The following is a 26,776-nucleotide window of genomic DNA, read 5'->3' as shown; positions in this document are numbered from 1 at the left end:
CTATATCAATATAATTTCTTCAGTTCTGCACCATTATAATAATGGGCTAGTATCTTTTTATAGTCCCAATGTTTGCTGTCAGCATAGGCCTTGGCGCCATACTGGGAAAGGCCCAGCCCATGTCCCCAGCCGTAACCATTGATAAACACCACATTGCGGTTAAGGCTCATGGAAAACACGGTGCTTTTCAGTCCCAGCAGACTTCTGAGGTCATTGCCGCTCATGCTGGCCCGGCCGTTCTTGCCGATAAAGGTGACGTTCTTCACCCGGCCGGACACCGTCCTGTCCCTGCCGGCCTGGCCAAACTTTAGGGGCGACAGCTCAATCTTTTGCAGTTCACCGATATTTTTCCCCCGGCGGGCTAAGAGTCCCGTCAGTTCCACGGCAGACACATTCTTTTCCCAGGGATAAGTCCCCTGCCGCAGTTCCCTGGCTGCGCGCAGATAAGATATCCGGCTGCCCCAGACATCTTCACTGTTCTCCGTCATACCGCCAGAGTCCGTGTGAAATACGGCATCTATAAGATTGCCGCCGCCATGCAAAACCTCACCATAGGTAGCGTCAATGGCCTTATTGGCCGCGGAACGTTCGGCAGCAGTGCCGCTGTATTGCTGGCAGTGCGTGGTCGTACAAATATCAAAACCTTCCTGCCCATGGCGCTTGCGGTGCCCCAAAGCATAGGTACGAGCCGCCACCGCCTGCGCCTTAACAGCCTCCACATTCCATTCGGCCGGCATTTCCTCCGGCACCACACCGCGCAGATACTCCTCCACCGGCACCCGGTTCAGCACTTGTATTTTTCCTTTACGCGGCAGCAGGCGCAAGGCGCCGCGGTAAGACTTATAGTCAAGTGTACTGACCTGCTTAGTCAGCTGTTTTTCATCAGACGTCACGAGTTCCAAAGCCACCGAATCAGCCTTGGCTAGTTTCCTGCCATTAAGCTCCCACCCCTTGGCACCAAAAGTCAGCACAGCATTTTCCCTGGCCTTGCCCTCCCAAAGGACTTTTTTGTTATCCAGGCGTCGCAAAACCACGGGCATATTGCCCGACAGGCGCACCGAATCGGTACTCTGCTTTAAGGACACCAAAAGCTCCGGCTGCCAGGCCGCCTGGGCCAAACCTGCCGGGTACAGGGACACAGCCAACAGACACAATCCAGTTAGCAACAGTCTTTTCATGTCATGCCTCCCCTGCCCGCGCTTTGGCCTCAGCCTCGAGCCGGGCACGTTTTTTCGCCTTATTGTCCTTTTTACGCTGTTTGCGAATAGCCTTGCTGTAGCGCTCTTCCTCGCTGAATATACAGCCGCAATAGGGCTGACGGTAGAGCTCCAGCTCCTGGCTGATATCTATGCCCTCCTGCCAGCCGGGGCGGAAATCCTCATAATAAAAATTTACGCCGTACTGCGCCGCAAACCTTTCCGCCGTGCGTTTCATCAAATCATGCTGCTGGTAGATGCTGTAAAACAGCGTGGAGGTAAACGCGTCAAAACCATGTTCAGCCGCAATCCGCGCTGCCTCCTCCAGCCGCCAGGTATAACACATCGTACAGCGGCCGTTAGGCAGGGCCTCCGCCGGCAGCGCCCGTTTCAAAAAATCACGCAGACGGTAATTTTCATCAGCCATAAAATCCATATTGACCTTTTGCGCAAACTCCCGGGCTGTATTCAGCCGCGCCTCCCATTCCTTGTAGGGATGAATATTGGGATTAAAAAAATATCCCACCGGCTCAATCCCATCTGCCCGCAGCTTTTTAACCGGATAACAGGAACAAGGGCCGCAGCACATATGTAATAGCAACTTCATAATTTACTCCCCTGCCGCAAATATATATACACATCAATAACGCTATGCTTTAATTATTCGGGATAGGGAATCCCCAAATGTTCATAACCGGCCTTGGTTACGACACGTCCGCGCGGCGTGCGGTTGATAAAGCCCAGCTGAATCAGGAACGGCTCAAACACATCTTCCACAGTATCCGTGCTTTCGCTGATAGCCGCCGCCAGCGTATCAAGCCCCACGGGGCCGCCGCCAAACTTCTTAACCATGGTCAGCAGCATCCTTCTGTCCGTATGGTCAAGGCCAGCCTTATCAACTTCCAGCAAGGACAAAGCCTTATCAGCAATTTCGTCGGTGATAACATCTTTACCCTCATACTGAGCCACATCACGCACACGTTTAAGCAGGCGGTTGGCAATACGCGGCGTCCCCCGGGAACGGCGGGCAATTTCCTGCGCGCCGCGCTCCTCAATGGGTATTTCCAAAATCTCTGCCGCCCGTTTGATAATCGTCACCAGCGCCTCCGGCGTGTAATATTCGAGCCGCGAGATAATACCAAAACGGTCACGCAGCGGCGCCGCCAGGGCCCCGGCCTTGGTAGTAGCCCCAATCAGCGTGAACGGCGCAATATCCAGGCGAATAGACCGGGCACTGGGCCCCTTGCCGATGATGATATCAAGCGCAAAATCCTCCATAGCGGAGTATAAAACTTCCTCCACACTCCGGGACAGGCGGTGAATCTCATCGATAAACAGCACATCGTGCTCCTGCAGGTTGGTGAGCAGGGCCGCCAGGTCACCCTGACGTTCAATGGCCGGGCCCGAAGTCTGCCGGAAATTTACGCCCATTTCGTTGGCGATAATCCCGGCCAGCGTGGTTTTCCCAAGTCCCGGCGGACCATAAAGCAGCACATGGTCCAGCGCGTCGCCGCGGTTCATGGCCGCCTGAATGAAAATCTCCAGATTCTGTTTGGCCTTGTCCTGACCAATGTACTCATTTAATTTCCGGGGGCGCAGGCTGTACTGCCAGTCATCGGCCCGCTGTTCATCCATGGCCACAATGCGGCCATCGTCTATATCCATGTCGTAAAAATCTTCCTCAGCCAAGCCTCAGCCCTCCTTAAAATCTGTTCAGCTCTTTTAATGCCAGCTTGATAATTTCTTCCGTTGTCTTGCACTTTACAGCTTTTTTCAGCACCGGCGCAATCTCGGCCTGACTGTAGCCCAACGCTATAAGTGCTGCCTGAGCCTCGCTGACGATATCGTCACCCACAGGACCTTCCATATCCAGTGTCAGCATTTCCTCTGTGCCGGCACCAGCCGCAAAGCCCACCTTGTCCTTAAGCTCCAGAATCAGCCTTTCTGCCGACTTCTTGCCAATCCCCGGCAATTTGGTCAGCACCGTCGCCTGCTTATTTTGAATGGCCTTGCAAAGTCCTTCCACCGTAATGCCGGAAAGAATCCCCAGGGCCACCTTGGGGCCAATGCCTGACACACCAATCAGGAGCTGGAACACATCGTATTCTTCCTCCGTGGCAAAACCATACAGGGTAATACCGTCCTGGTACACATTCATATAAGTATAAAGGCTGGCCTCGTCCTTCAGCCGCAGTTTATTACGCGTGGAACCGGCCACAAATACCCGGTACCCCACGCCGTTTACATCCAGCAAACAGTAATCTGTCTTTAACGCCATTACCTGGCCCCGTAAAAATCCAATCATACAGCTAGTCACTCCGCTAAAAAAGGTTCCTCATAACTTATCTAGTATAGCACGAAAAACAACAGGCTGACCAGTCAAATTTGACCTGTCAGCCTGTAAAATACCTATTGACTTGTCAAACTCTGGCATACTCCAGCGAGGATTTCTGCGTGTACATGCGGTCATAGTAATCCTGATACTCACCACTGATGATGTTTTCCCACCACTGGCGGTTATCCAGATACCACTGAATCGTCGCCTTAATGCCGTCCTCAAACTTCGTTGCCGGCAGCCAGCCCAGCTCCTCATGAATCTTTGTGGGGTCAATAGCATAACGGCGGTCATGGCCTTTGCGGTCACCCACGTATTCAATAAGTTCTTCGCCCTTGCCCAGCTGCTGCAGAATGGTCTTTACCACATCGATATTGGCCCGTTCATTATGGCCGCCGATATTATATACTTCGCCGACTTTACCCTTCTCCAAAATGAGATTGATAGCCGCGCAGTGGTCTTCCACGTACAGCCAGTCGCGCACATTGAGGCCGTCACCGTACACCGGCAGTTTCTTATCGGCCAGAGCGTTGATAATCATCAGGGGAATCAGCTTTTCCGGGAAGTGGAACGGGCCGTAGTTATTGGAGCACCGGGAAATAGTCACCGGCACTTTATATGTGCGATTATAAGCCATCACCAGCAAATCCGCCGACGCCTTGGACGCCGAATAAGGGCTGGAAGTATGCAGGTTGGTGGTCTCCGTAAAGAACAAATCCGGCCTGTCAAGCGGCAGGTCGCCGTATACTTCATCCGTAGACACCTGGTGATAACGGTCAATACCGTACTTACGGCAGGCGTCGAGCAAAACGCTCGTGCCGATAACATTGGTCTGCAGGAAAATCTCCGGATTTTCAATTGACCGGTCAACATGGGACTCCGCCGCAAAGTTCACAATTACGTCCGGCTTTTCCGTCTCAAACAATCTGTAAACAGCCTTGCGGTCAGCAATATCCCCACGGATGAACTTAAACTTATCATTTTCCATGGCCTTGCTGAGTGTTTCCATATTGCCGGCATAGGTCAGCTTGTCAAAGCAGATAATCTTATCCGCCGGCCGCTTTTTAAGCATATAGTAAACGAAATTGGCCCCGATAAAACCGGCACCACCGGTAACAATTATATTCATTTAGCAATTCTCCCCATATACAAACTGATTATTACTGTCGGCTAAAGTCGGGCCCGTCGTATCCTTTTCACTGAGCACGGGTTCTATGCCTGCCAGCAAAGTTCCCCAGTTGACATTTACTTCCGGCGCATCATAACGCATGCCGCCTTCCGCTGCCTTGTTGTAGACATTATCACATTTATAGCGGAATTCCACATCATCAGTCAAAGTCAGGAAACCATGTGCAAAGCCGCGCGGAATATAAAACTGCCGATGATTTTCTGCACTGAGCTCCACAGAAACCCACTTGCCAAAAGTCGGACTCCCCTTGCGGATATCCACAGCTACGTCAATAACTTTGCCCTTGGAGCAGGAAACCAGCTTGGCCTGGGCATAAGGCGGATTCTGCCAGTGCAGCCCCCGCAAAGTCCCCTTCTGTGCTGAAAAACTCATATTATCCTGCACAAAATCATTCGTAATGCCCAAGGCCTCATACTTCGGCTTATTATACGTTTCCGTAAAATACCCACGATGGTCACCGAACACATCCGTCTCGACAATCAGCACACCAGCGATACTCGTTTCAATTACTTTCATACCAGCAAAAAACTCCTTATTCCTCAATCATGCGGATAAGATATTGGCCATACTCGTTCTTCAGTAATGGCTGCGCCAGTTTTTCCACCTGCGCCGCATCGATATATCCCATGCGATAGGCAATTTCCTCGATACAGGCAATCTTAAGTCCCTGCCGCGCCTGAATCGTGCGCACAAAAGCCGCTGCATCGAGCAGGGACTCATGCGTCCCCGTATCAAGCCACGCATAACCACGGCGCATCTTTTCCACCTGCAGCTTATTACGCGCCAAATAAACCTTGTTAACGTCAGTGATTTCCAGTTCGCCGCGCGCTGACGGCTTGATGGACTTAGCCACGTCCACAATGTCATGGTCATAGAAATACAGGCCTGTCACAGCGTAATTCGACTTGGGCTGCGCCGGTTTTTCCTCAAGGCTCAAAGCATGGCCATGTTCATCAAACGCCACCACGCCGTACCGCTCCGGGTCAGATACATAATAAGCAAACACCGTCGCCCCGGACTCCTGCGCCGCTGCCCTTTGCACCGACTGCGCCAAATCCGAACCGTAATAGATATTATCCCCGAGTACCAAAGCACAGCCATCGCCACCGATAAAATCTTCACCAATCAAAAAAGCCTGCGCCAGACCGTCAGGACTGGGCTGCACTGCATAGGAAATACTAAGCCCCAACTGGCTGCCGTCCCCCAGCAGCGCCTTAAACAAATCATTATCCTGCGGCGTCGTGATGATAAGAATATCCTTAATCCCGGCCAGCATCAACGTACTAAGCGGATAATAAATCATCGGCTTATCATATACAGGCATCAGCTGCTTAGAAACCACCTTCGTCAGCGGATAAAGCCGCGTCCCCGAACCGCCTGCCAATATAATTCCTTTTTTTATCAAGGCCATTCTCCCCTTTTGACAAAATCTTTTTCTATTATACTACAGTGTCGAGATATAAGCAAAATCTATACTAATAAAAGTAAACTTAAGCTAGATTTCTTGTCAACCGCATCACGAATGTCCACATAAGTTTACACGGCAAACACAGCCAGAGTCTTGACTAATGCAGTACCTAATAATCCCGTAAGGCCAGTAAAAACTGCTGTTTTTATCACTAATCATCACCCCTGCTCTTTTATACTTGTTTTTTAGCAAAAGCTACAATATAATATAAGAAAATGACATTGAAGGGATTTTTATGTTTTCTATTCAAGATGTGCAGACTAGTTGCCATGAAGGCAAGATAAAATGGTCAATCCTAACCTTGAAAAATTTGAACCTGATTTAAAGACAAGGAGGAAATAATCATGTCTTGCTTTTATTGCAAAGGTGATATCATTCCTAGCACCACAGTATATACTGCCCAGATTGGCAATACAGTAATAGTCATCAAAAATGTACCTTGCGAAGAATGTGATCAATGTGGCGAAATCGAAATTTCTCATGAAGTTATGCTAAAAATTGATCATATCATTGAGCTCGCTACGCAACTTATGCAGGATGTTGCTGTAATTGACTACCAAACAGCAGCATAATTTAGTTCAACTACGCTAAAAACATAACTGCTCGTATAAATCTTTAGCCTGACCGAAAATTGGTCAGGCTCATTTTTGTTCTACTAGATTAGATATTGCATACTAAAAGCACTTCTCCATCGCTACACTAACGTAAGCGGAAAATCATTCGGTGTATCCTATATACGAAAAGAACCTGACCAGCATGAATATATCGGGGCACATATCCCCGCCTGTCCGGTGAATGGGGCTCATCCGCAAACAATGAGCTTTGCCTTCAAAAGTGGTAATTTACAGCGACCATACATCACCCGCTTTACCATCTTAATCTTATTATTGATTCCTTCAACAAAGCCGTTACTCAAATCGCTTACTACTGCATTCAGTACAGCTTCTAGGCCTTGATTTAAACCATCTGCGAATCTCGATAATTTCACATTGTCCCCCTCTTTGCAATTATCTATGAACAGGAATAGCAAGTATGGATTTTTCCACCGGAAAATTTCTCGAAACTCCAATATCCGTTTTCTTAGCAAGGGGATAATTGGATATTCGCGATATAGATAATCTAAATGTAGCTGACTTATTTCTAAACCATTCCATAGGTATTGAAGGACACCGTTTCGCTTTATGCAATCAAAATCTTTTTTAGGAATAGTTCCATCGGGTAAAGGCATGGGGCGATGGTGATACCGTTCCAGTTTTAGACCAGCGTCTTTGGCCAGTTGTACAATGTAATTGTAAAACGAGGTCAACTTCCCAATGGTTTTGTAGCGATTTTCTAATTCAATATATATTTCTTTTCCAGTTTTGACTGCCCGTATTCCATCCAACATTTCATTACTGTATGGATCCCAAATTGATTGACAGCTGGTCTGACAAAGATTTTCTATATTTCCGCTGGAAACTTTAGCAATGGTTTTTTTGATACTTTCAAGATCGCGACAATTTGTCGATAGCTATAATGTGCATTCAGCATGTCACGGATGGATTGATAGACAATTTGTCGATTACGTTCGGATTTTCTTGGTTTGCATGGTTCCACATTTTTTTTGATTCGGACTCTCGTGCTAAAGGGATCTGTTGCTCCGGCGCTGCCGTTTCCTTTGGTATTTTAATTCTAGCAGGTAGTTCGTTATCAAGGATTGATTTTATACAATCCAGTAAGTTTTGATGCAAATGGAACCTGTCTGCAATCTGCATAGCATTTGGCAGAACTTAAGCAATTGCTTTTGCATAACTACTGGCACGGTCGCTGGTAAAACGATGAACATGTCGATTCTCCTGCAGCCAAGCCTTCAATGTGTCAGAATCGCGTCCCTCAAAAATGTCAATAATCCGATGGCTTTCTCCGTTTACCAGTACGGTACAATATGTGCGACCTTTCTTATTTGCAAAGTCATCCACTCCAACCAAGTCACCAACAACTTCCGCAGGGCAATCCTCAGCTCTTGATAACAGCATTCGAATTACAGTATCTCCACTGACTTGAACTCCCATAGCATTGCATATGTCAGCAGTAGTTTCGCAACTGGTTTCGAGTGCTAGAGCACAGATGAAGAATGCACACCGATCCGTCATTCGTCTTCTATATTGAAGAAATCCTTGGAAAGTCTCAACATTTGACATATTTAAACAGTCTGGATTTTCACATTGATATTCATAAGCATTGATATCTAGCCAGAAAGACTTCCCAAAAATCGGTAAATCTTGCACACGGCGATGATACGTTCCGTGATGTTTTTGGGAAATTGTACCGCATGCGGGGCAAATGCATTCTTTACTCTTAGATTTCATGTATATCGTAATTTGATTTTCATCACTAACGATATCATAAATCTCCAAAGCAACAGGAAAAAACTCATGTAAATCCAGAGCTGTTTTCGTGGGCTTCATCGTAATGCACCTCCCGCTAAAAAAATTAGTCATTTACTATATTATAACATACGATAGTGGCCAGGAAGTGTATACATTACGGTTTTGTGCGGAAGAGCCCTTTGGCCCGGTATATTCAGTTTATGTGCAGCAATCTCAACCGTTTCATCTTCGATACGGTGACCGCCGGCAGCCAGTTCTGCTTCATTAAAGAGCAGCGTCTGATCTGGATTAAAATAGTCTTGTTCTTCTCGGAATGCACGCCAAAAGCCATTTTACAAAGTGTCTCGTAACGCTCAGAAAGAGCCTGATAATCTTTTTCCAACAAATGGTAAGCACGTTCCCAATCTTTATTTTGTTAATGCGATTCCGTAATTTTTTCGCCCAAGAATTTCACCGCTTTTCATTAAAAATCTATACTGAATTATTATACCACAAAAAGTGCCGTAAAGCCAGTAAATATAAGGCTTCTTGGCACTTTTACCTAGAATGACAAATTAAATTGACTCGTGTTAGATGAACTTCCCGAACCGCTTTGGGCTGGTCGATGGCCAGCCCTTCCAGGAGCCATCTGAGCTGCTATTCTGAGATACTCCGAACCTCATTGGCTGTCTTAGGCCATTGATACTGACCATTTTCCAGCCGTTTGTACAACAGCAAAAATCCATTGCCATCCCAGTACAAGCATTTCATCCTGTCAGCCTTACGGCCACAGAAAAGAAATGCTGCGGATTCGTAAGGATTTAGATTATATTGATTATGCACAATCTCAGCCAGTCCGTTGATTGCTTTACACATGTCTGTTTTGCCACAGATGATGAATACCCGGTCAGCCAAAACCTGATTTACAAGCATTGGAAGACCTCCCGTAGCGTTTGCAGCGTTTCACGCAGCAGCTTTTGAGAAGTATCCGGATATACCTCCAGCGTTACCGAAGCCCATTTAAGTGTAAGCTTATTCTGTTCAATTGACGTTGTTGGCGATGCCGGCGGCGCTTATTCGAGAGGAGTCTCCGATACCGTGAGTGGTACTTCAACAATAGCAGGCTTAGAAAACTGTGTTTCCATTTGAGCAATTAACTCCTGCCTGATTGTCCTTTTCCAGTAAAAGAATGTGGATATTGGCAAATCTTCTTGACGGCAGTATTCCGCAGCAGTTAGGCCGCTGGCCATTTGATTGGTAATGATAGCCTTCCATTTTTCCAGCTTATATTTACGGGTAATAACTTTCATGATAATAGCGAACCTCCTACAAATCAACTTTTGGAGTTTTTGTACTACAATACAAAAACTCCAAAAACTACAATTCCACTTGGTTCTCTACATTATCTCATATGAACGGAGTCAATTACATACACCTTCTCATAGAGTGCTTACGTTTCAAAACCCGACCAGCAGTTAGCGTTGCCAAACACATAAGAATCAACAAACCACTGAAAGAAGCCCCCTCATTCTTAACTGCTTTAATCAAAAGCTAAGTACCGACTCCTTGTTAGGTTTTATCGGATTAGGAATTTTACTGAACTATACTACTCACGCCGAACTGGCACACCAAACTTCGCAAGTGTAAAACCGCCCTTAATTTATTGGATGGTTTCACAACTGTAAAATTTGAGGTTTAAACAAATAGAACACTTCGTGGATTATACAGTTAGGTTTAATGCTAAAATATTATATTTCGCAGCTTACTAAGTATTATTAGACAACTATCTTAATGCGTTTGTACCCTTTTACAGCTATTTTATACAGACCGATTATCCCTGGCACCTGATACCTGTACATCAGATATTTCAATTTGTTTTTTACACCATCTATTTCTGACAATGGCGTAACTTCTTTGCTTGACCGGTCAAGAACCCCCTCCAGACACCAGTCAATATTTCGAAATACAGGATTCTGCAGGAAGTTCCGCAGACATTCTGCAAGACCAGCCTCTGCCCGCTTGAATCCTTCCACATTCGTAAAATGACCAATCTTGCTGCTGTCAAAGTGACGATTGAAATAACGACAGTATATAATCTGATATTTACGACCTGGAAAAACAAAGCAATCACTTTTCTTCGTCATAATCACGTTAGGGCGCTTGCCAGTTATCTGCTGTATTGTATTGAGATAAATTGTCAGGACTTCCTGCCAGCGCTCGGAATGTTGCTCTGTTACATGGTATATTTCCCCACAGGCTGTGAGCTTAGCCACCACAGATGCAATGCCATCAGCCACATCCTGCCCCCAGGTCATGGTAGTTATTTTATCAGCTATATCCTGTGAGAAAACAATACTTCTGCCATGCAACGCACGGTAAAGCCAATTTTCCTTTTCCAACACACCTAATTGCAGACGGTAGTCATTATATGTAATACTAGGCCGGATAATGGTCCAATTTTTATATCTGGAATTTATCAGGATATTTTCCTGCCTTGCTTTAGTCAGTGCGTATTCATCAGTACGCAGATATTCCTCATCTCTACTAGTATCTAAAAGTCGTGGTGTTTCTTCCGTAATGGGATTATCTGATTGGGCATAGACCCGAGCTGAACTGATAAATATATACTGCTTTACCAACGACAATATTTTTTCTGCCCGTCCCGCAAATTCACTGGTATTATAGACCATAAAATCCACCACTGCATCCCATTTCACTTCCTCTAACAAGGGATATAGAAACACCTCCTCCCGTGCACTACCTTGCCGATAATGCAGCCGTTCTGTATCTGGATGATTACTACGGGTGGTTACGGTAACTTCATGACCCATGCCCACCAGCTTTTCAACCAAAGGTTTCCCCATTGCACCGGTACCACCAAGCACCAAAATCTGTTTCGCCACGCTTATCTCCCCATGAATTTTTTCATTGCACTAACGCCCTTTTCTCCCAACACATTGCGTACCATGTTTTTGCCAACACTTTTGGCATCATGGCGTATATTGCGAATGGCATACAGTGCATCACTTTCATCCTGACTATCTGTAAAGACTTCCAACAACATAGGACATTCCGTTAATTCAGGGGACAAAAACCGCTTCATAACCTTCTGCAACTCATCCTTGTTCGAAGCCGTCATATATTCATAGCCCAAATCCTGCGCAAAATGCTTAATCAGTGACTGTGATTTTCTGCCATTATGCCCCTTAGCAGCTACGTATGCATCAGCATTATCACCCAAAAGCTTCTGCGCACGATGCTGATAAATCCGGAATTCCGTACCACGGCCATTATTCACAAGCAAAATGCGTAAATTATTGCTCACATGACGATTCCCTAGCGCATTGATATTATAGAAGAACGTCAAATCCCCCAATACAGCAAAGTGAATCTTTCCCCTGTCGGCTTGCGACATCCCCAGCACGGTGGACAAGGAACCATCTATCCCTCGACAGCCAATATTAGCAATGGACTGTACCGTTTCTGGCAGTTCAAAGAAAGTCCAGGAACGCATTGTATTGCTGACACCAAAATGCACAAAGGAATTTTCTGGCAAACATGGAATAATTTCATGAGCTAAATAGATATTAGAAAAGGCCAGTTCCGGCACCGCAGCATTAAAGCTTTCAATCTCATCCCGACAGGTTTTATAATAAGAATCCTTATCCTTATGCTCTGCTTTATCAGCGTAATGTTGGAAAAATGCAACTTCCGACATCTCAAATACATTTGTCAGTTTATGGAAGGTATCCCGGACTTCTCCATCTTCACTAACCCGCCAGACGTTCTTCACATTTTTTCCATGCAAAGCGTCATAGACATAATAATCTCCAGAATGCTCTCCAATATGAATTAGAAGATCAATATCAAATATAGAAGATTTATATTGCTCCTGCGAAGCTGGCAAAGTAGCATGAACTTTATACTTGCCATGATAGCCACTGGAATGATCCGTAAAGACCACGGCATCATAAGCAGCACAGAATTCATCAACAACCTGCGTAAGTTTCTCATCCCAAATCTTATGTGCACCTACAGTAATTGCAATACGCCCCGCAGGAATTTCTGGCCAAACTTCTGCATCAGACATGGTATAGCGACGGATAACCCGTTGCTCCGGAATCGTATCCACCGTATCATTATTATAATGGGTAGTCAGGTTGATATGTACCGGACCGCCACCATGACGCCTCAGTTCCAACAGTGCCCGGTTCACATCCAGATTGGCGCGCCATTCATCGTCTGCATTATCCACCCAAGGTAAATCTACACTCAATTTGACCACTTCTGAACCAATTTCAGAACGGTCAATAAATTGCGGAGACAAATTACCACGATTAACCATATCCTGTGTTGCCGTAACGGCTAGAATCGGCAATTTCCGATGAAACGCTTCCGTCAGCCCCGGAAAATAATTCCGAGATGCTGTAGCTCCGGTACAGGTGATAACTACGGGTTCCCCACTTTCAAAGGCAAGACCAGTTGCCATATAAGCTGCACCACGTTCATCTACCGCGGAGTACAACTCAAAATTTCCATCATATTGCATACTGGCTACGAAATTCATATTTGTAGCCCCTGGTGAGCAGACGCATTTTCTAATATTATGTTTTTTTAACAAATCAATCAATATCTGTACATTCTTCTCCGCTGAATATTTATATTCTTTCATTTCATTGTCTTCCTTTCCTGGATCTTATTTATTTTTACCAATTTTCTTGGCCTCAATAACTGAACGAATCGTCTCTATAAGCCATCGACGTTTAATCAATCCTGCTAACAACATTATGCCTAGCAAACCATAGCGCAAATAAAGATACGGATATGTCGCCATAATCAAAAAACCTATAACCATGAATCCTAGTGATATTTTGATAAGCTTTGACCGATCATATATTTTCTGGCCCTTGAGATTCTCCCGGCATATCCTCTGCATAAAGTGATAATGACAGCCAGCATAAATCATGTAACACAATAACGTAGTGTAACCAGCTGCGTAATAGCCAAACCAGCCAATGAATATATAATTCAAAACAATATTCATCACTGCGCCTGCCATGGTAGACACGGCAATGAAACGAGTCTTGGCAAAGTAAAACTCAAAGACGGCAAAATAACCATAAGAAAAGATAAAATACACACTCATACTTACCGGTGGAATAATCCAAATAGCATCATAATAAGCTGGTGGTGCAAATAAGGCAACCAGCTCAGGGGCAAACACCATCAGCAATAAATTCACACCAGCAATGAGCATAAGTGTAGGATAAGCCATTCCTGCGATGTCCGCAGCCCGTCCATCATGAATCTTCTTATAACGCCATGGTTCCAATGTCTGCTGCATTGCAGTATTGAAAATCGTCATAACCTGTGACACACTATAACCTAAACTGTATATCCCCGCCGCCGAGGCACTTACCATGTTCTGAATCATGATGCGGTCTGCACTACTCAGCAAAGTTCCCGACAAATAATGTGGAATCAAAGGCAAATTAAACCCCAATGCATAACGCCAGTAATGTGTAGAATATATAGTCTTTCCCCTGCGCATATGCCAAATAAACAGACCACTGTACAGCACAGCATTAACAATGACTGTGCTTAAAATCCGAGCCGTTACCTTATCTTCCGCATGCAGCACCATATATATACCCAATATCGGCGTTAAAACACTACCGGTCAGAGTAATCTGCACAATCCGCCGATACTGGAACTCAACACGCTGCTCCGATGACCAAAAATTATACACCGCTGACAGCCAAATCAAAGCCATCATGCATAACATCTGTACAGTAGTCAGATGGAAAAGCGCATTCCAAAAATCGCTCATCAAAGCATAGATTAACGTCCAGCCACATACCAACGTAAACGTCAGGCCCTGCAATGAAGATGAAAATACCGGCCTGTCCTTGGAAAACTTCACCAACCCCTGATTGTATACGCCATAATAAAGATTCAGCGATACAAACACAGTCACAATCCCCAGCCAGGAATTGAATACACTGTACTGCCCATACTCATCTGCAGTCAGCAGACGGGTAAATATCGGGGTAGTTATTGTTGCAATACCTTTTTGCAAAAAACTGCAAATAAAAAACCAAAGTGATGCCCTGACCTGAATCGGCATAGCATTGTACTTTGCCAAGTACCTGTCTAACATTACGCTCTGCCGCCTCCTTACAGCTTTAATGCCTGCCTCAGATATTCATCAGCCCGTCTACGCTCTCGCTCTAATACACGATCAACATTTGACCAATCTGGAGCAGCCAGTGGATTTTCAACGAAATAGTCATTGACCAATGTCCCGCGACGGCTGTCCAGCCCAAAATAACCCAAAAGCGTATCTATCCGTGACCCCATCTTTTCCTCCACTGCACTGCCAATACGATTACAAACCACAAACGGTGTGCGGAACAGGATGGAAAACACCGTCCCATGAAAGGAATCCGTGTACATCAGCTTGGCATGTTCAATCGCCCATAGGAATTCGTCTGGCGATGTCACATAATGTTCATAAACATCCTTGTCCAAAATATTAACTACCGGCAGTCCATTTTCCTCAGAAAGTTTATTGACCACCGCAGGACGTTCCCCCAAAAAGTATGTCAGAATATAATCACCGCCGTGGTACCATGCCGGCTGACGGCTGACTTTTCGCCATTCATCTGCCGTTAACAGCAGTGTCGGATCTACGACTACTGGTACCTCCCTGCCAGAAAATGCCTTTACCATATCTGCCCCAGCCTGCTCACGCATGGAAATATGCGCCATTTCCGTCAGCCCTTGCTTGAATAACGGCTTATCCTTTTCCGGAATATCCGGACAGAAAATACTTGCTGCATAAGCAATTCGCTTTTCTTTCGGTGCAAAGGTCAAAAAACAATGCTGTAAATCAGAAAAATACGGATTCCATACCTGGTCACTGCCAACCACAAAAAATCATAGTCGTTAGCAATCTTTTCTAAATCACCAACATGCTTAATTCCAATATATCTATCACACCATTCCTTGATACGTCCCTGACGAACCATTTCCATACCATGGAAATCTGAAAAAAGAATACTACGAAAACCTCGCCAGTTGATGATAACTTTTATTAGCTCTCTACAAGACCATTTATACCATATCCGTACCATAAACCTTTCCAGTTCATGCCAAAGACTATCCACTCCCCCCGCATAACGTAAAAGCACCTGCCGCAAAGCATAGTTTTGCAGGACATTACCATAGTTAAAGTAGCCATCTAATGTTAATTTACCAATTTTCAAAATAAAACGCTCCTTTTATCCCTAAATGCAATCAATTTATGATAAAATATAAGTAGATATTTTATATCAAAGGAGGATAATATGGATACCAACAATGTCGATAAACTCATTAAGCAGCTGATATCTGAAAAAGCTGCAAAATATAAAAAGGGAATATATCATTTCACTCAAACCAGCCTTGCCTACAACAGTAACCGCATTGAAGGCAGCAAACTCAGCCATGAACATACAATCAATTTGTTTAATACACACACAATACTCAGCAACGGCGATGAAGTAATCGACAGCAACGATATAATTGAAACGATGAATCATTTCCGGGCATTTGACTTTATCCTGCAAAACTACGCCCAGCCACTTAACGAGGATTTCATCAAACACTTACATAGAATTCTCAAAACCAATACTACCGACGCCGACCAGGATTGGTTTAATGTCGGCGAGTACAAAGCCCTGGCCAACACCATTGGTGATAAAGAAACCTGCCCACCAGAAAAAGTAGCTGCGGAAATCAGCAAACTAATCAATTCATATCTGCAGCTATCCAACCACGACTTCCATGCACTACTGAAGTTTCACGTGGATTTTGAGGCCATTCATCCATTCCAGGACGGCAACGGCCGCGTCGGCAGGCTGATATTATTCAAGGAATGCCTTAACCATCACATCATCCCCTTCATCATCGACAATGACCACAAGCAGTTTTACTACCGTGGCCTGCGCGAATTTTACCGTGAACCCGGCTACCTGACAGACACCTGCCTGTCAGCCCAGGATAAATACACCGCTTATTGCAAGCATCTGGTAAAAGATTTCCATTAACAAGCCTTATCCCAGCCAATCATAAAACGGCTGGCTGTTTTTTTACTGTCAAGTAGACGATATGCTTTCACATTCGCCCCTCACAGAACTGAACGTGCGGTTTTCCAGCATTCAGCTCTTCAAATAATCTTCGACTCCAAATATCCACTACAATCGTAAGCGTCAAAGCTTAAGGATTTACAGTACATGGATGCGCTGATTATGGTTTTGAAAAAGCTTTTATCCATGATCACGGAAAAATGGCTTTTCCTTGAAAAATAACTAAATGCCATGCTGGATTCCTTCTTGGAAAATCTGTCTCTTCACGTATATACTTACCTCTAAAAAACAATTTATACCCTACATACAATGCAAGCGTTATAGACCAGGCATTATAAGCCACACTCTACACATTTTGACTGATCAACCTGCGGATACCAAAAACCTTTGTTATCCTTAGCAAAATATATCGCCCCTTTAGAACAAATATCGCCACAGGCATTGCATCCGCAACAATCTTCTTTTCTATTAATGCTAATCAATTTCTCAACCTCAAAACAGAATTTTAAATCAAACTCGTTACTCTCGAGACAATTTTATTTGACAACAATGAAGCAAGCACAGTAAATAACAGGAACGCCACTACTGCCCCAGAATCATCAACCTCATTTATAAATAACCTAATCAAACCTATATGTATCAGATAAATTTCTAATGTATATTTTGAAATAATCTTTATCCTTGTATGATACCGTATTGCATAAAACCAGCAAAAAACTACAAACATTCTTATCATTGATAATAGAGGTCCCAGTATAAGATGACAATCAAATTTTATACATACGATATATGTGCATATTGCCGCAAATGTCAGTATTAGAACCTGTCTATTAGACCCATTAATTATCAATTTTATTTTCTCAATGTTTATAGCTACGCCTATCCCCAAGGCAAAACATAGGTTGCTTTTCCACCACCAATCTTCAAAACCAAAATACTGTAAAAACAACGTACATCCTAAGGATAATATAAACACATAGACAGCTACCATATTCGCATTATGGTTATAACGTCTAAAAATTATGACCGCTAAAACCAAAAAGAAATAAAACAATATCTGTATTTTCAAATACCACGTCGTACAATATGGCATCAACAGAAATAAAAAGTCATGAATATCAAATACATTTTTATCAAACAATAAATAAATTAAACATGTAATCACATAACAAATCATAAAAGAGCATATTAACCGTAAAGCATGTCGCCCCCCCCAAGACAGATATCCTTTCGTTTTTTGTATGGAATAATAAGTTCCAAAGCCACTCAAAAAAAAGAAAACTTGAACCCCAAACGCCCCTAAGCCAACGATTAACGATCTTAATGGTCCAATATAATTCGGTCCATGGTACTGTACGGCTACATGAGCAAGCATTATACCAATAATCGCCAACGCCTTAATCGAATCAGTATATATTCTAGAAACACCTGCCTCTTCGCATAAAAATCTATTTCTAAAAAGCAGTTTGTACAATACATACAAAGCAAATAATACAGACCAAGCAACATATATATGCATCTCTTCACTCCCTAGCGAAACATGCGTTCAAAATATTTTTTTGCACTTTCTCTTTCTTTTTTAATCACATTATCTATTGAAGCTGAATACGTAAACAAGAAATCATTAGCAGACATATTCTCATCCAATACATGTCTGTCTTGTAGACTGAACAAATTTAAAACCGTATCTAAACGCGAATTCATATTTTGCAAATTCTGATCACGATTTAAAGAATAGAAGGGTTTACGAAAAATAATCGAAAATACTGTTCCATGGAAAGAATCCGTAACCACACCTTTAGCATGTGAAATGCTGTACAAAAATTCCGCAGGGCCAAAATCTTCCCAAAGCGGATATTCCTTTCGCATTATCCACATCACTTCACAATCATTTTCCTTTGCCAGCTTTTCAATTCTGTCATGACGTTCCTTGGAAATATTCCCCAAGAAGAAAGCTACGATATAATTCTTATCAATATCATTTTTAGGTTTCTTAGCAACTTTTTTCCAATTTTCTCTATCTAGAAGGAACGTCGGATCAATGTTTCTTACTACAGGCTTATTCGTCAATTGCTCAGCAATCTTCACACCAGCATCTTCACGAACACTTATACCTTTCAAATGATTTAAAGCCTCACGAGCATTATCAGCCTGTTCTTGATTAATATCATAGACACCAAAACTTGCAGCATAAGAAAGACATTTTTTTGAATCAATATGTTTAAAGTAATTAATATCCGGATACCAATTACAATTCCATACTTGGTCACTACCTACAATAAAATAGTCAAATTTATTATTAAGTTTAGCATCTATTGCTCCAGAATTTCTTTTATAAATATAATCTGTATAATTGATATTATAATCAAAATCAAGCCAATTACCTTGAATTCTTTTTTCATCCTCCACACCTATTCGGAATGATTTTTTTATAATATATCTTACAAAATCTTTTATGGAAAAATTCCTAATGGAATTTCTAAATGTTAGAGGGTAATAGTAATATCCTCTTCTGCGAATAGTTTTAACTTCCGCATCAAAAACATTTTCCAAATACGTCTGTAACGCATAATTTTGTAGTTTTGTTCCTGGACCTCTCCCTATTATCGTAAATATAGCGACCTTCATTACTACACTCCTATAAATTCAGAAATAAATTACTTCAACATAGTCAAGATAATAATGCTATTGCTGCACTTTTGGAAAATACAAAGTACTTTCTTTCCAAAAGTGTGATGACTCCTATCTCTCTAATTTTCTGGAAGATACTCTCCGTTCTATGTATTTTCAATAATTACAGTCGTCCTACAACAATTAAAAATCTATACAAAAGCTCTCTTCTCCAATTCGTTGTATGAATACTAGGGTCAAGCAATAAATGCATTCTATTCATAAAACTGCTATTATATTTAACAATTTTATTAATTTTTTTAGCAGCATCCCCATTAATAATAGATGCATAGAGGTTTTTAAATTCACAAACATTCTTATATCTAACATGTTTATTTTTATCTATTCTTTTTGCAATTCTACAAAAATAATCTTTTATAGTTGCGCGTTTCATGTATGTTCCTACAACATTACCTCCATGTTGCCTATAGCTGATATGTGGATAAAAATCATATATGACATTACCTAACAGTTTGCATAACATATACATCCACGCATCATGACTAGAATAATATTTAGGTACATGATTCTTTACATATTCTAATGCACATTTATTAAATACAACTGTACAGCCAGTTGCCATTGGTTCAACCAATGCAGAATAAATATTATCTTGATAGTGTTTATCAAGATGTGAATTTCTTAAAAAATTTAAATCTTCGTCAACAACTCTAAGATTCGAATAATATAAATTAGGTTTATTGATACTTAAATCTTTCATTTTTTTTATTGCACAATATAGTTTATCATTATCCCAAACATCATCTTGATCACAAAACGCATAGTAATCAGCATCATCTGCATTTATCATCAAATCCAAAAAGGATTTATTTACCCCAATATTTTTGCCTATATAATAAAACATATTAGGGTTATTTTTTTTGAATTCTTCTAATATTTCTATGGTTCCATCAGTCGAACCGTCGTCCCTCACTAATATTTTCATATCAACAAATTTTTGTTTCACCAAGCTATCAAGTTGTTGTCGCAAAAATCTATCACCATTATATGTCGATAGTAATATACATATAGAACACATTTACTCACCTATTATTTTAAATACTTACAAATCATCTCAGCCCTACATTTCCACGTGTTAGAATTCAAAAATTCAGCACGCTTATGGTGACTATACTTTTTACCTCTATTGCTCATCATATATATAATCTTTTCCTTAAATTCTTCATATGTTGAATAAAAATATACAAAATCATCAAAACGTAATACCTCATCATATTTTACACATAAAATATTTTTATCAAAATTAATATACTCATAGAGTTTAACTGGATCTACAGACTCTATTAATTCATTTACAACAAATGGCATAACAAATGCATCTACATTTTTAACTTTCTCTATCAACAAATCATGTTGAACTGCGCCTATATATTTTAACCGTTTATGTGACGGAATGTCTATTCCTGAGTGTTTAGGTCCAATAAACGTAAACTCCAACCCATCGATTTCATTTAAAGCCTTAATTACATAATCAAAGTTTATCCAGGATGCTATCGTTCCAAAATAGCATAAATTATAACTACTTTTATAACCGATATAATCAGATTCATCACAAACCAATTCACCATTATATGCATTGCGTACCACAGTTATTTTTTTAACACCGTATCTATTAACTAATTTCTCTTTCAAATTATTACTACTTGCAATAACAACATCAGCTTTATTTATCAATCGGCGTTCTCTATCTATTATTTTTTTCTTTTTTTCTTCACTACTGGTAAAAGAAATCATATCATCCATACAATCGTAAATTAGTTTTACACCAGAACGATACCTTGGCAAATACTCTATAACATTTGGAGACATAACATATATGTAATCTGGGTCAATATGCTTATAATGATATCTATATACTATTCTTCTTAAATAAAAATTTATTTTTGCCGTGCATTCAAAATGGTCAAAAAATGGGATTTTATAAAAATTACTTACTCTCAAATTAGCATTATTATAGCTATTACTAGATTTACTCATTCTATAACTATAATCACTTATTACAAAGACTTCATGATCATTAGACAGTTCTTCTGCTATAAAATGAGGCCTTTGTTTTATCCAATTCCACCCCACATGCATACAATATAAAATTTTACTCATGTCACAAATGCACCTCATCACTAAAACAGCTTTTTCCTAGACAGTACCAAAAAACCATGCCTGTCAAATCGCTATCCAAAACAATATATACTATGCTCCAGCAAAAAATACCAAACGCCAAAGAATAATACTTGTATTGATTTTTTTTGCCATATTGTATAATTACTACAAGTTTTGCAACCATTATAAAAACATACAATCCCAACAACAATATGCCACCATTTGCCAATAATGACAACAAATAGCTTTCTGTATTTATTGCATTTATATTCTCTAACGATGCAGCATTATATCCCACATAACCGAAGCCACGTCCAAATACAATATCATCCGATAAAGCTTTTATTGCATTCTGCCAAAAATTCAATCGAGCGCTATTACTTCCTTCGCTCATATCTAATCCTGCATTAATCATTCTGCCATACAGCATTGTATTTTCTATCTCAGTTTGATAAACTGCCGTAAAAGAAATCATAAACATTACAATTATAAATGCCAAAATAATTTTCTTTAAATCAAACACCATTTTTCTTCGCAATAATGACAATATACCACAAAACAAGCAAGCTATAAGCAACATAAACATTGCCCCTCTTGATAAGCTAACCACTAAACCAATAACTAAAGGACCACCTGCTACCAAACAAAAGATTTTAGAATATTTATATACACATAAGCCCCAAAATAAAAAATACACCCCAACACCACAGATAAATCCTGTTGTCAGCGGACCGCCTGCCAAGGAATATCCTCTTACGATAAATGTTCCATTTCCAATTGCAGCATATACATCATCAGATGCAAACTCAGGCAAAAAATGCATGAACATATCTAATAATCCTAAGCAGGAACTTATCGATGCAAATATTATAAAATACTTTTCAATTTTCGCACTTCCAATAGATGAAATATTTTTTGCCAAAAAAAACATCCATACAGGCATAAACAACTGAAAAAAACCTACTATTGATATAACTTGAAATCCCTCATCTATAATCTGACAACAAAATCTTAAGAACGAAAAAATCAAATACACAATTATAAGTAATTCATAATCAGTCGCAATGATTCTTCTTTTTCTTGCGCTTCGAAAGAATATATATATCATTGGGATAATATATATACTTCTCAGCAGTTCTTTAGGTACATATAAGGATATAAACGGATTAAAACACAGCAAAAACATTATATATATACATAAAGATATTATTATTCTATCATCATAAATATGCACTTTTTCGTTCATATATAACAAATCACTCCGTATTTAATCTCTACTAAACAGATCCCTAGTAAAGACCTTATCTACTACATCGTCCAATTCATCACTCCATCGATTAGTAACAATAACATCACTGCGTCTTTTAAACTCCGCCAAGTCCGCAACAACCTCAGAGCGAAAAAAATCATCTTTGTTCAATGACGGTTCGTAAACAATACATGAAATCCCCTTAGCTTTGATACGTTTCATTATTCCTTGTATAGCACTAGCACGAAAATTATCTGACGACATTTTCATGGTCAACCTATAAATTCCTACCACTTGCGGTTTTTTTGCAATTATAGCTGCCGCAATAAAATCTTTTCTTGTCCGATTCGCTTCCACTACTGCCCCAATCAAATTCTGCGGTACATCACGATAATTAGCTAACAATTGTTTCGTATCCTTAGGCAAACAGTAACCGCCATAACCAAAAGAAGGATTATTGTAAAAATCACCAATACGCGGATCAAGACTGACGCCATGGATAATCTCCCTCGTGTCCAGCCCACGAGATTCTGCATAAGAATCCAGTTCATTGAAATAAGCCACCCGCAAAGCAAGGTAAGTATTTGCAAAAAGTTTAATCGCCTCAGCTTCTGTTGAACCAGTGAACAACGTAGGGATATCCGTCTTTACTGCACCTTCCAACAAAAGTTCAGCAAACATTTTTGCACGTTCTGACCGTTCCCCCACAATAATCCGTGATGGATAGAGATTATCATGCAAAGCTTTACCTTCACGCAGGAATTCTGGCGAAAAGATAATATTATCCGTCTTGAACTGTTTCTTAATCTGCTCAGTATACCCCACAGGTACAGTAGACTTAATCACCATCACTGCCCTTTGATTGATTTTAATTACTTTCCTAATTACTGCTTCTACAGATGATGTATCAAAGAAGTTCTTTTCTGGATCATAATTAGTCGGTGTGGAGATAATCACAAAATCTGCATCACCAAACGCTTCCTGCGCATCCATGGTCGCCCGAAAATTCAGTTCACGATGAACAAAAAAATCAGAGATATCCCTATCCACAATAGGAGAAATTCCTTTATTAAGCATGTTCACTTTTTGGGGCACAATATCCAAGGCTACCACTTCATTATGCTGCGCCAGCAAAACACCATTGGACAGCCCCACATAACCTGTACCAGCAATTGCGATTTTCAAAATACTACGCCCCTTCCAGACAATTATATTCATTGATTTTTCGATATATTTACATTACGATATAAAAATTATTAATGAGATATTTCCATCACAGAGAAAACAGATACTCTCAATCTACATATTAGCCAAGAAGCCCGACAGAATGCTGTAGCTGGTTTATATGCACCTAACTTCATCGTAGAACGTATCTTTTCTTATTTTAAATGGAACACCTTTATACAACCCCACCAACATATATGCCATATTGATGTAATTACCGACAAATGCTCAATATCACGATACAATTGCCAAGTATATTTCACCAAAGACCACTTATTGCTCGATATAGAATTATTACGAAGTCTATACTTCATTAAAATTCTATCCAATCCATGTATATACTGTTCTCTTTTCAGCATAGCTAACCAAAGGGCATCATCATTACGCTTGCGAATATTAGGAACTTGAAATTTCCCCATTTTACTAACATCATACATAACCGTAGAATTTCCCACAGGACAATCAAGGAGTAACCGGTTATAATCTGTTTTGGGAACCGCATTGAGTACTTTAGGCATCATTTTCCCATCTTCTGTCATATGTTGATAGGATGTACTTGTAAATGCATAATTATTTTTCTGCATAAACTCCATTTGCTTTTCCAGCTTATCCGGCATCCATAAGTCATCACTATCAAGAAAAGCCATATATTGCCCTGTAGCTAAATCCATTGCCTTAGTTCTGGCAACAGCAGCCCCACTGTTTTCTGTTAAACAATGATATTTTATTCTTTCATCCTGTTTCTGATACTTTGCAACTACATTTTTTGTATCATCAGTAGAACAATCATCTACAATTATCATTTCCCAATCCGTATATGTTTGCTGCTGTACTGATTCAATTGTGTCTCCAATAAACTTACCGCAGTTATATGTTGGTGTAATAATTGAAACTAATCCTTTTACATACATCTAAATACATCTATCCTTTTACTAGAAATTATCATTTTTTTAAGCCACGGCTCCCAATGTTTGAAGCATTATTTTCATGTCTTCAAGCACGCCTTGTTTTGTGAGTCCTTTATAATTCCATCGCATCTTCTCCGGTAATACCTTACTAATGTAAACTTCATCTGCATTATCTGCCTCAGCTAAAAGTCGTTCTTCATCTTTATACTCGATACTGGCTTCATTGGTTACACCTGCCGGCAATAGCAATGTCGCATACATTTCCTCGGTATAGTGTGCCACATATCTTGGCACTTCCGGACGCGTACCCACAAAACTCATCTCACCTTTGAGAATATTGATAAGCTGGGGAATTTCATCCAAACGACAGGCCCTTATTTTTTTTCCGACTTTAGTTACCCGCATATCCGCATTTGTCGTTACTTGACTGCCTAGAGACTCCGCATTTTTTACCATGGTACGGAATTTATAAATACGGAACTTCTTTCCATAGCGGGTTACGCGTTCCTGACGGAAGAACACTTCCCCAGTCGAATCGCATTTTATCCAAATGGCTACAGCTATAAATACTGGAGATAAAATCAACAGGAGAATTACTGCCAGTATTTTATCCAACAGGAATTTTATAGCTAAAGTCATTTTTTTTTGGACAAGATAATTATAGTAGGGACGCACCTGCTCATTTTGCATTTCTGGGGGCAGGTCTTCCCATTTGCACAGAATCATGCATTCACTTCCTGATAAACTTCCTTAAAATTCTCAATAATGTAATCTACATCTTCATCAGTCAACTTGGTATGCAGCGGCATGGTTACTTCGTTCTTATACTGTTCATAGGCATTCGAATAATCTTTGATGTCAAAGCCTAAATTTTTATAAGCCGTGTGCATGGGCAACGGTTTGTAGTGAACATTCGTTGCAATGCCACGTTCTGCCATTTTGGTGATGAAGTCATTTCTTGTGATTTCATCTTTACCCAACAGACGCAGGATATAAAGATGGCCGCTACTCTCATGGTCTGCTGTGTAATGATCAAGCACCTGCACATTTAGGTCTTTGAAGGCTGCGTTATATCTGCCAATAATTTCTTTGCGACGCTTTAGCATTGCCGGATAGCGTTTCATCTGTACAAGGCCGATGGCCGCCATAATGTCAGTCATGTTGCATTTGTACCATGGCCCTTTGATATCGTATTCCCAGGCGCCAAGTTTTGTTTTAGCCAAAGCGTCCTTGGACTGACCATGCAGACTCAACAACTGGTACTGATGATATAGTTCTTCATTATCAATGCCATCAATGTCATTCCAAACAACAGCACCGCCTTCGGCAGTGGTGAAGTTCTTCACCGCATGAAAGGAAAAACTTGTGAAGTCAGCAACCGAACCAACAGGCTGGCCATTCCAGCTTGCTCCGAATGCATGTGCGGCGTCGGCAGTAATGGCAATTCTGCCCATTGCTTTCTGAATTTCATTGCTTGGCTGGAATAAGTTTTTCTTTGCCTCTACAATGCTTTTTAACTTTGCATAGTCACAAGGCACACCGCCTAAGTCTACAGGTATGATTGCTTTCGTTTTCTCCGTAATAGCATTGGCTAAAGCATCGTAGTCCATTTCAAAGGAATTTTTCGCCGTATCGACTAGGACAATCTTTGCCCCTACATGATCGATTACACTGGCAGATGCCGTGTATGTGTAAGCACTGGTGATTACTTCATCACCTGCGCCAATACCTAAAACTCTGAGTGTCAGTTCCAGTGCAGCCGTAGCGGAATTCAGGCATACGGCTTTGCTGGTATGACAGTATTCGGCAATTTCACTTTCGAGTTTTTTCGTTCTCGGGCCAGTGGTTATCCACCCGGAACGCAGGGCATTAGCTACTTCCTCGATTTCCTGTTCCGTTATATCTGGCGGAGAGAAACTTATTTGACGGGATTTCATGG

The 26,776-nt window shown here is 41.3% G+C and carries 27 protein-coding genes; 2 read left to right on the top strand and 25 right to left on the bottom strand.

The features are described 5' to 3' along the window. Positions 1 to 5 precede the first annotated feature (5 nt). The 7 genes from DL94_RS0100785 to rfbA form a co-directional block, all read right to left on the bottom strand. Positions 6 to 1,178 carry a SpoIID/LytB domain-containing protein gene (locus DL94_RS0100785; protein WP_028128496.1) on the bottom strand — a complete coding sequence of 391 codons (1,173 nt, stop codon included), beginning with the start codon at positions 1,176 to 1,178 and terminating at the stop codon, positions 6 to 8. 1 nt (position 1,179) lies between these two features. Then, complete coding sequence (locus DL94_RS0100780) at positions 1,180 to 1,803, bottom strand: epoxyqueuosine reductase QueH (protein ID WP_028128495.1); 624 nt, start codon at positions 1,801 to 1,803, stop codon at positions 1,180 to 1,182. 53 nt (positions 1,804 to 1,856) lie between these two features. Next, positions 1,857 to 2,861 carry a Holliday junction branch migration DNA helicase RuvB gene (ruvB, locus tag DL94_RS0100775; protein WP_028128494.1) on the bottom strand — a complete coding sequence of 335 codons (1,005 nt, stop codon included), beginning with the start codon at positions 2,859 to 2,861 and terminating at the stop codon, positions 1,857 to 1,859. A gap of 37 nt (positions 2,862 to 2,898) precedes the next feature. Next, positions 2,899 to 3,501: a Holliday junction branch migration protein RuvA gene (ruvA, locus tag DL94_RS0100770; RefSeq protein ID WP_028128493.1), complete on the bottom strand. Its 603-nt coding sequence runs from the start codon at positions 3,499 to 3,501 to the stop codon at positions 2,899 to 2,901. A gap of 115 nt (positions 3,502 to 3,616) precedes the next feature. Continuing rightward, positions 3,617 to 4,660 carry a dTDP-glucose 4,6-dehydratase gene (gene rfbB / locus DL94_RS0100765; RefSeq protein WP_028128492.1) on the bottom strand — a complete coding sequence of 348 codons (1,044 nt, stop codon included), beginning with the start codon at positions 4,658 to 4,660 and terminating at the stop codon, positions 3,617 to 3,619. Further along, positions 4,661 to 5,236, bottom strand: a complete 576-nt coding sequence (rfbC, locus tag DL94_RS0100760) for a dTDP-4-dehydrorhamnose 3,5-epimerase (RefSeq protein WP_028128491.1) — start codon at positions 5,234 to 5,236, stop codon at positions 4,661 to 4,663. Positions 5,237 to 5,252: 16 nt separating this feature from the next. Beyond that, positions 5,253 to 6,125 carry a glucose-1-phosphate thymidylyltransferase RfbA gene (gene rfbA / locus DL94_RS0100755; protein WP_028128490.1) on the bottom strand — a complete coding sequence of 291 codons (873 nt, stop codon included), beginning with the start codon at positions 6,123 to 6,125 and terminating at the stop codon, positions 5,253 to 5,255. A gap of 407 nt (positions 6,126 to 6,532) precedes the next feature. Between rfbA and DL94_RS0100750 the strand changes: the two genes are divergently transcribed. Beyond that, a complete protein-coding gene (locus tag DL94_RS0100750; protein WP_028128489.1) occupies positions 6,533 to 6,760 on the top strand; it encodes a type II toxin-antitoxin system MqsA family antitoxin in 228 nt (75 codons plus the stop codon). A gap of 230 nt (positions 6,761 to 6,990) precedes the next feature. Here the strand turns inward: DL94_RS0100750 and DL94_RS0100745 are convergent, their stop codons facing one another. The 9 genes from DL94_RS0100745 to DL94_RS16375 all read right to left on the bottom strand — a co-directional run bounded on the left by DL94_RS0100745 (position 6,991) and on the right by DL94_RS16375 (position 15,804). After that, positions 6,991 to 7,575 carry a transposase gene (locus DL94_RS0100745; protein WP_051586232.1) on the bottom strand — a complete coding sequence of 195 codons (585 nt, stop codon included), beginning with the start codon at positions 7,573 to 7,575 and terminating at the stop codon, positions 6,991 to 6,993. A gap of 382 nt (positions 7,576 to 7,957) precedes the next feature. After that, positions 7,958 to 8,635, bottom strand: coding sequence for a transposase family protein (locus tag DL94_RS13820; protein WP_072023077.1), 678 nt, complete (start codon positions 8,633 to 8,635; stop codon positions 7,958 to 7,960). A 558-nt stretch (positions 8,636 to 9,193) separates the two neighbouring features. Beyond that, positions 9,194 to 9,469 carry an IS66 family insertion sequence element accessory protein TnpB gene (gene tnpB, locus DL94_RS13815; protein WP_072023076.1) on the bottom strand — a complete coding sequence of 92 codons (276 nt, stop codon included), beginning with the start codon at positions 9,467 to 9,469 and terminating at the stop codon, positions 9,194 to 9,196. Between the two features lie 140 nt (positions 9,470 to 9,609). Continuing rightward, a complete protein-coding gene (locus DL94_RS0100725; RefSeq protein WP_028128487.1) occupies positions 9,610 to 9,846 on the bottom strand; it encodes an IS66 family insertion sequence element accessory protein TnpA in 237 nt (78 codons plus the stop codon). 465 nt (positions 9,847 to 10,311) lie between these two features. Further along, entirely contained in the window at positions 10,312 to 11,439 is a 1,128-nt protein-coding gene (locus DL94_RS13810) for an NAD-dependent epimerase/dehydratase family protein (RefSeq protein ID WP_197020692.1), read from the bottom strand. Positions 11,440 to 11,441: 2 nt separating this feature from the next. Beyond that, on the bottom strand, positions 11,442 to 13,208 hold the full coding sequence (locus DL94_RS0100715) for a thiamine pyrophosphate-binding protein (RefSeq protein ID WP_028128486.1): 1,767 nt from the start codon (positions 13,206 to 13,208) through the stop codon (positions 11,442 to 11,444). 24 nt (positions 13,209 to 13,232) lie between these two features. After that, entirely contained in the window at positions 13,233 to 14,696 is a 1,464-nt protein-coding gene (locus tag DL94_RS0100710; RefSeq protein WP_028128485.1) for an oligosaccharide flippase family protein, read from the bottom strand. Between the two features lie 17 nt (positions 14,697 to 14,713). Further along, positions 14,714 to 15,412 (bottom strand): polysaccharide pyruvyl transferase family protein, encoded by a 699-nt coding sequence (locus tag DL94_RS16380; RefSeq protein WP_051586231.1) that lies wholly within the window; start codon positions 15,410 to 15,412, stop codon positions 14,714 to 14,716. Beyond that, positions 15,409 to 15,804, bottom strand: coding sequence for a hypothetical protein (locus DL94_RS16375; protein ID WP_051586230.1), 396 nt, complete (start codon positions 15,802 to 15,804; stop codon positions 15,409 to 15,411). The genes DL94_RS16380 and DL94_RS16375 overlap by 4 nt, the downstream gene beginning before the upstream one ends. An 81-nt stretch (positions 15,805 to 15,885) precedes the next feature. Here DL94_RS16375 and DL94_RS0100700 point away from each other — a divergent pair, with 81 nt between their 5' ends. Further along, positions 15,886 to 16,626: a Fic family protein gene (locus DL94_RS0100700; protein ID WP_028128484.1), complete on the top strand. Its 741-nt coding sequence runs from the start codon at positions 15,886 to 15,888 to the stop codon at positions 16,624 to 16,626. A gap of 544 nt (positions 16,627 to 17,170) precedes the next feature. Here DL94_RS0100700 and DL94_RS0100695 read toward each other — a convergent pair. From DL94_RS0100695 to DL94_RS0100655, 9 genes are all read right to left on the bottom strand, one after another. Further along, positions 17,171 to 18,184: an acyltransferase family protein gene (locus DL94_RS0100695; RefSeq protein WP_028128483.1), complete on the bottom strand. Its 1,014-nt coding sequence runs from the start codon at positions 18,182 to 18,184 to the stop codon at positions 17,171 to 17,173. A gap of 11 nt (positions 18,185 to 18,195) precedes the next feature. Next, positions 18,196 to 19,293, bottom strand: a complete 1,098-nt coding sequence (locus DL94_RS0100690) for a polysaccharide pyruvyl transferase family protein (RefSeq protein WP_028128482.1) — start codon at positions 19,291 to 19,293, stop codon at positions 18,196 to 18,198. Positions 19,294 to 19,459: 166 nt separating this feature from the next. Next, complete coding sequence (locus DL94_RS13800) at positions 19,460 to 20,374, bottom strand: glycosyltransferase family 2 protein (protein WP_072023074.1); 915 nt, start codon at positions 20,372 to 20,374, stop codon at positions 19,460 to 19,462. Between the two features lie 11 nt (positions 20,375 to 20,385). Next, complete coding sequence (locus DL94_RS0100680; protein WP_028128481.1) at positions 20,386 to 21,456, bottom strand: glycosyltransferase; 1,071 nt, start codon at positions 21,454 to 21,456, stop codon at positions 20,386 to 20,388. Between the two features lies 1 nt (position 21,457). Continuing rightward, the gene (locus DL94_RS0100675; RefSeq protein ID WP_028128480.1) at positions 21,458 to 22,702 is read right to left on the bottom strand and encodes an O-antigen ligase family protein; all 1,245 of its coding nucleotides are present in this window, start codon (positions 22,700 to 22,702) and stop codon (positions 21,458 to 21,460) included. A 21-nt stretch (positions 22,703 to 22,723) separates the two neighbouring features. Beyond that, positions 22,724 to 23,890 (bottom strand): nucleotide sugar dehydrogenase, encoded by a 1,167-nt coding sequence (locus DL94_RS0100670; protein WP_028128479.1) that lies wholly within the window; start codon positions 23,888 to 23,890, stop codon positions 22,724 to 22,726. A 194-nt stretch (positions 23,891 to 24,084) separates the two neighbouring features. Next, entirely contained in the window at positions 24,085 to 24,840 is a 756-nt protein-coding gene (locus DL94_RS0100665; protein WP_028128478.1) for a glycosyltransferase family 2 protein, read from the bottom strand. A 39-nt stretch (positions 24,841 to 24,879) separates the two neighbouring features. Further along, the gene (locus tag DL94_RS0100660; protein WP_369793680.1) at positions 24,880 to 25,557 is read right to left on the bottom strand and encodes a sugar transferase; all 678 of its coding nucleotides are present in this window, start codon (positions 25,555 to 25,557) and stop codon (positions 24,880 to 24,882) included. 2 nt (positions 25,558 to 25,559) lie between these two features. After that, positions 25,560 to 26,774: a DegT/DnrJ/EryC1/StrS family aminotransferase gene (locus DL94_RS0100655; protein ID WP_028128476.1), complete on the bottom strand. Its 1,215-nt coding sequence runs from the start codon at positions 26,772 to 26,774 to the stop codon at positions 25,560 to 25,562. Positions 26,775 to 26,776 lie beyond the last annotated feature (2 nt).

Source organism: Selenomonas sp. AE3005 (assembly GCF_000686945.1).
Classification (GTDB): domain Bacteria; phylum Bacillota; class Negativicutes; order Selenomonadales; family Selenomonadaceae; genus Selenomonas_A.
This window is presented reverse-complemented; position numbering and strand designations above follow the sequence as displayed.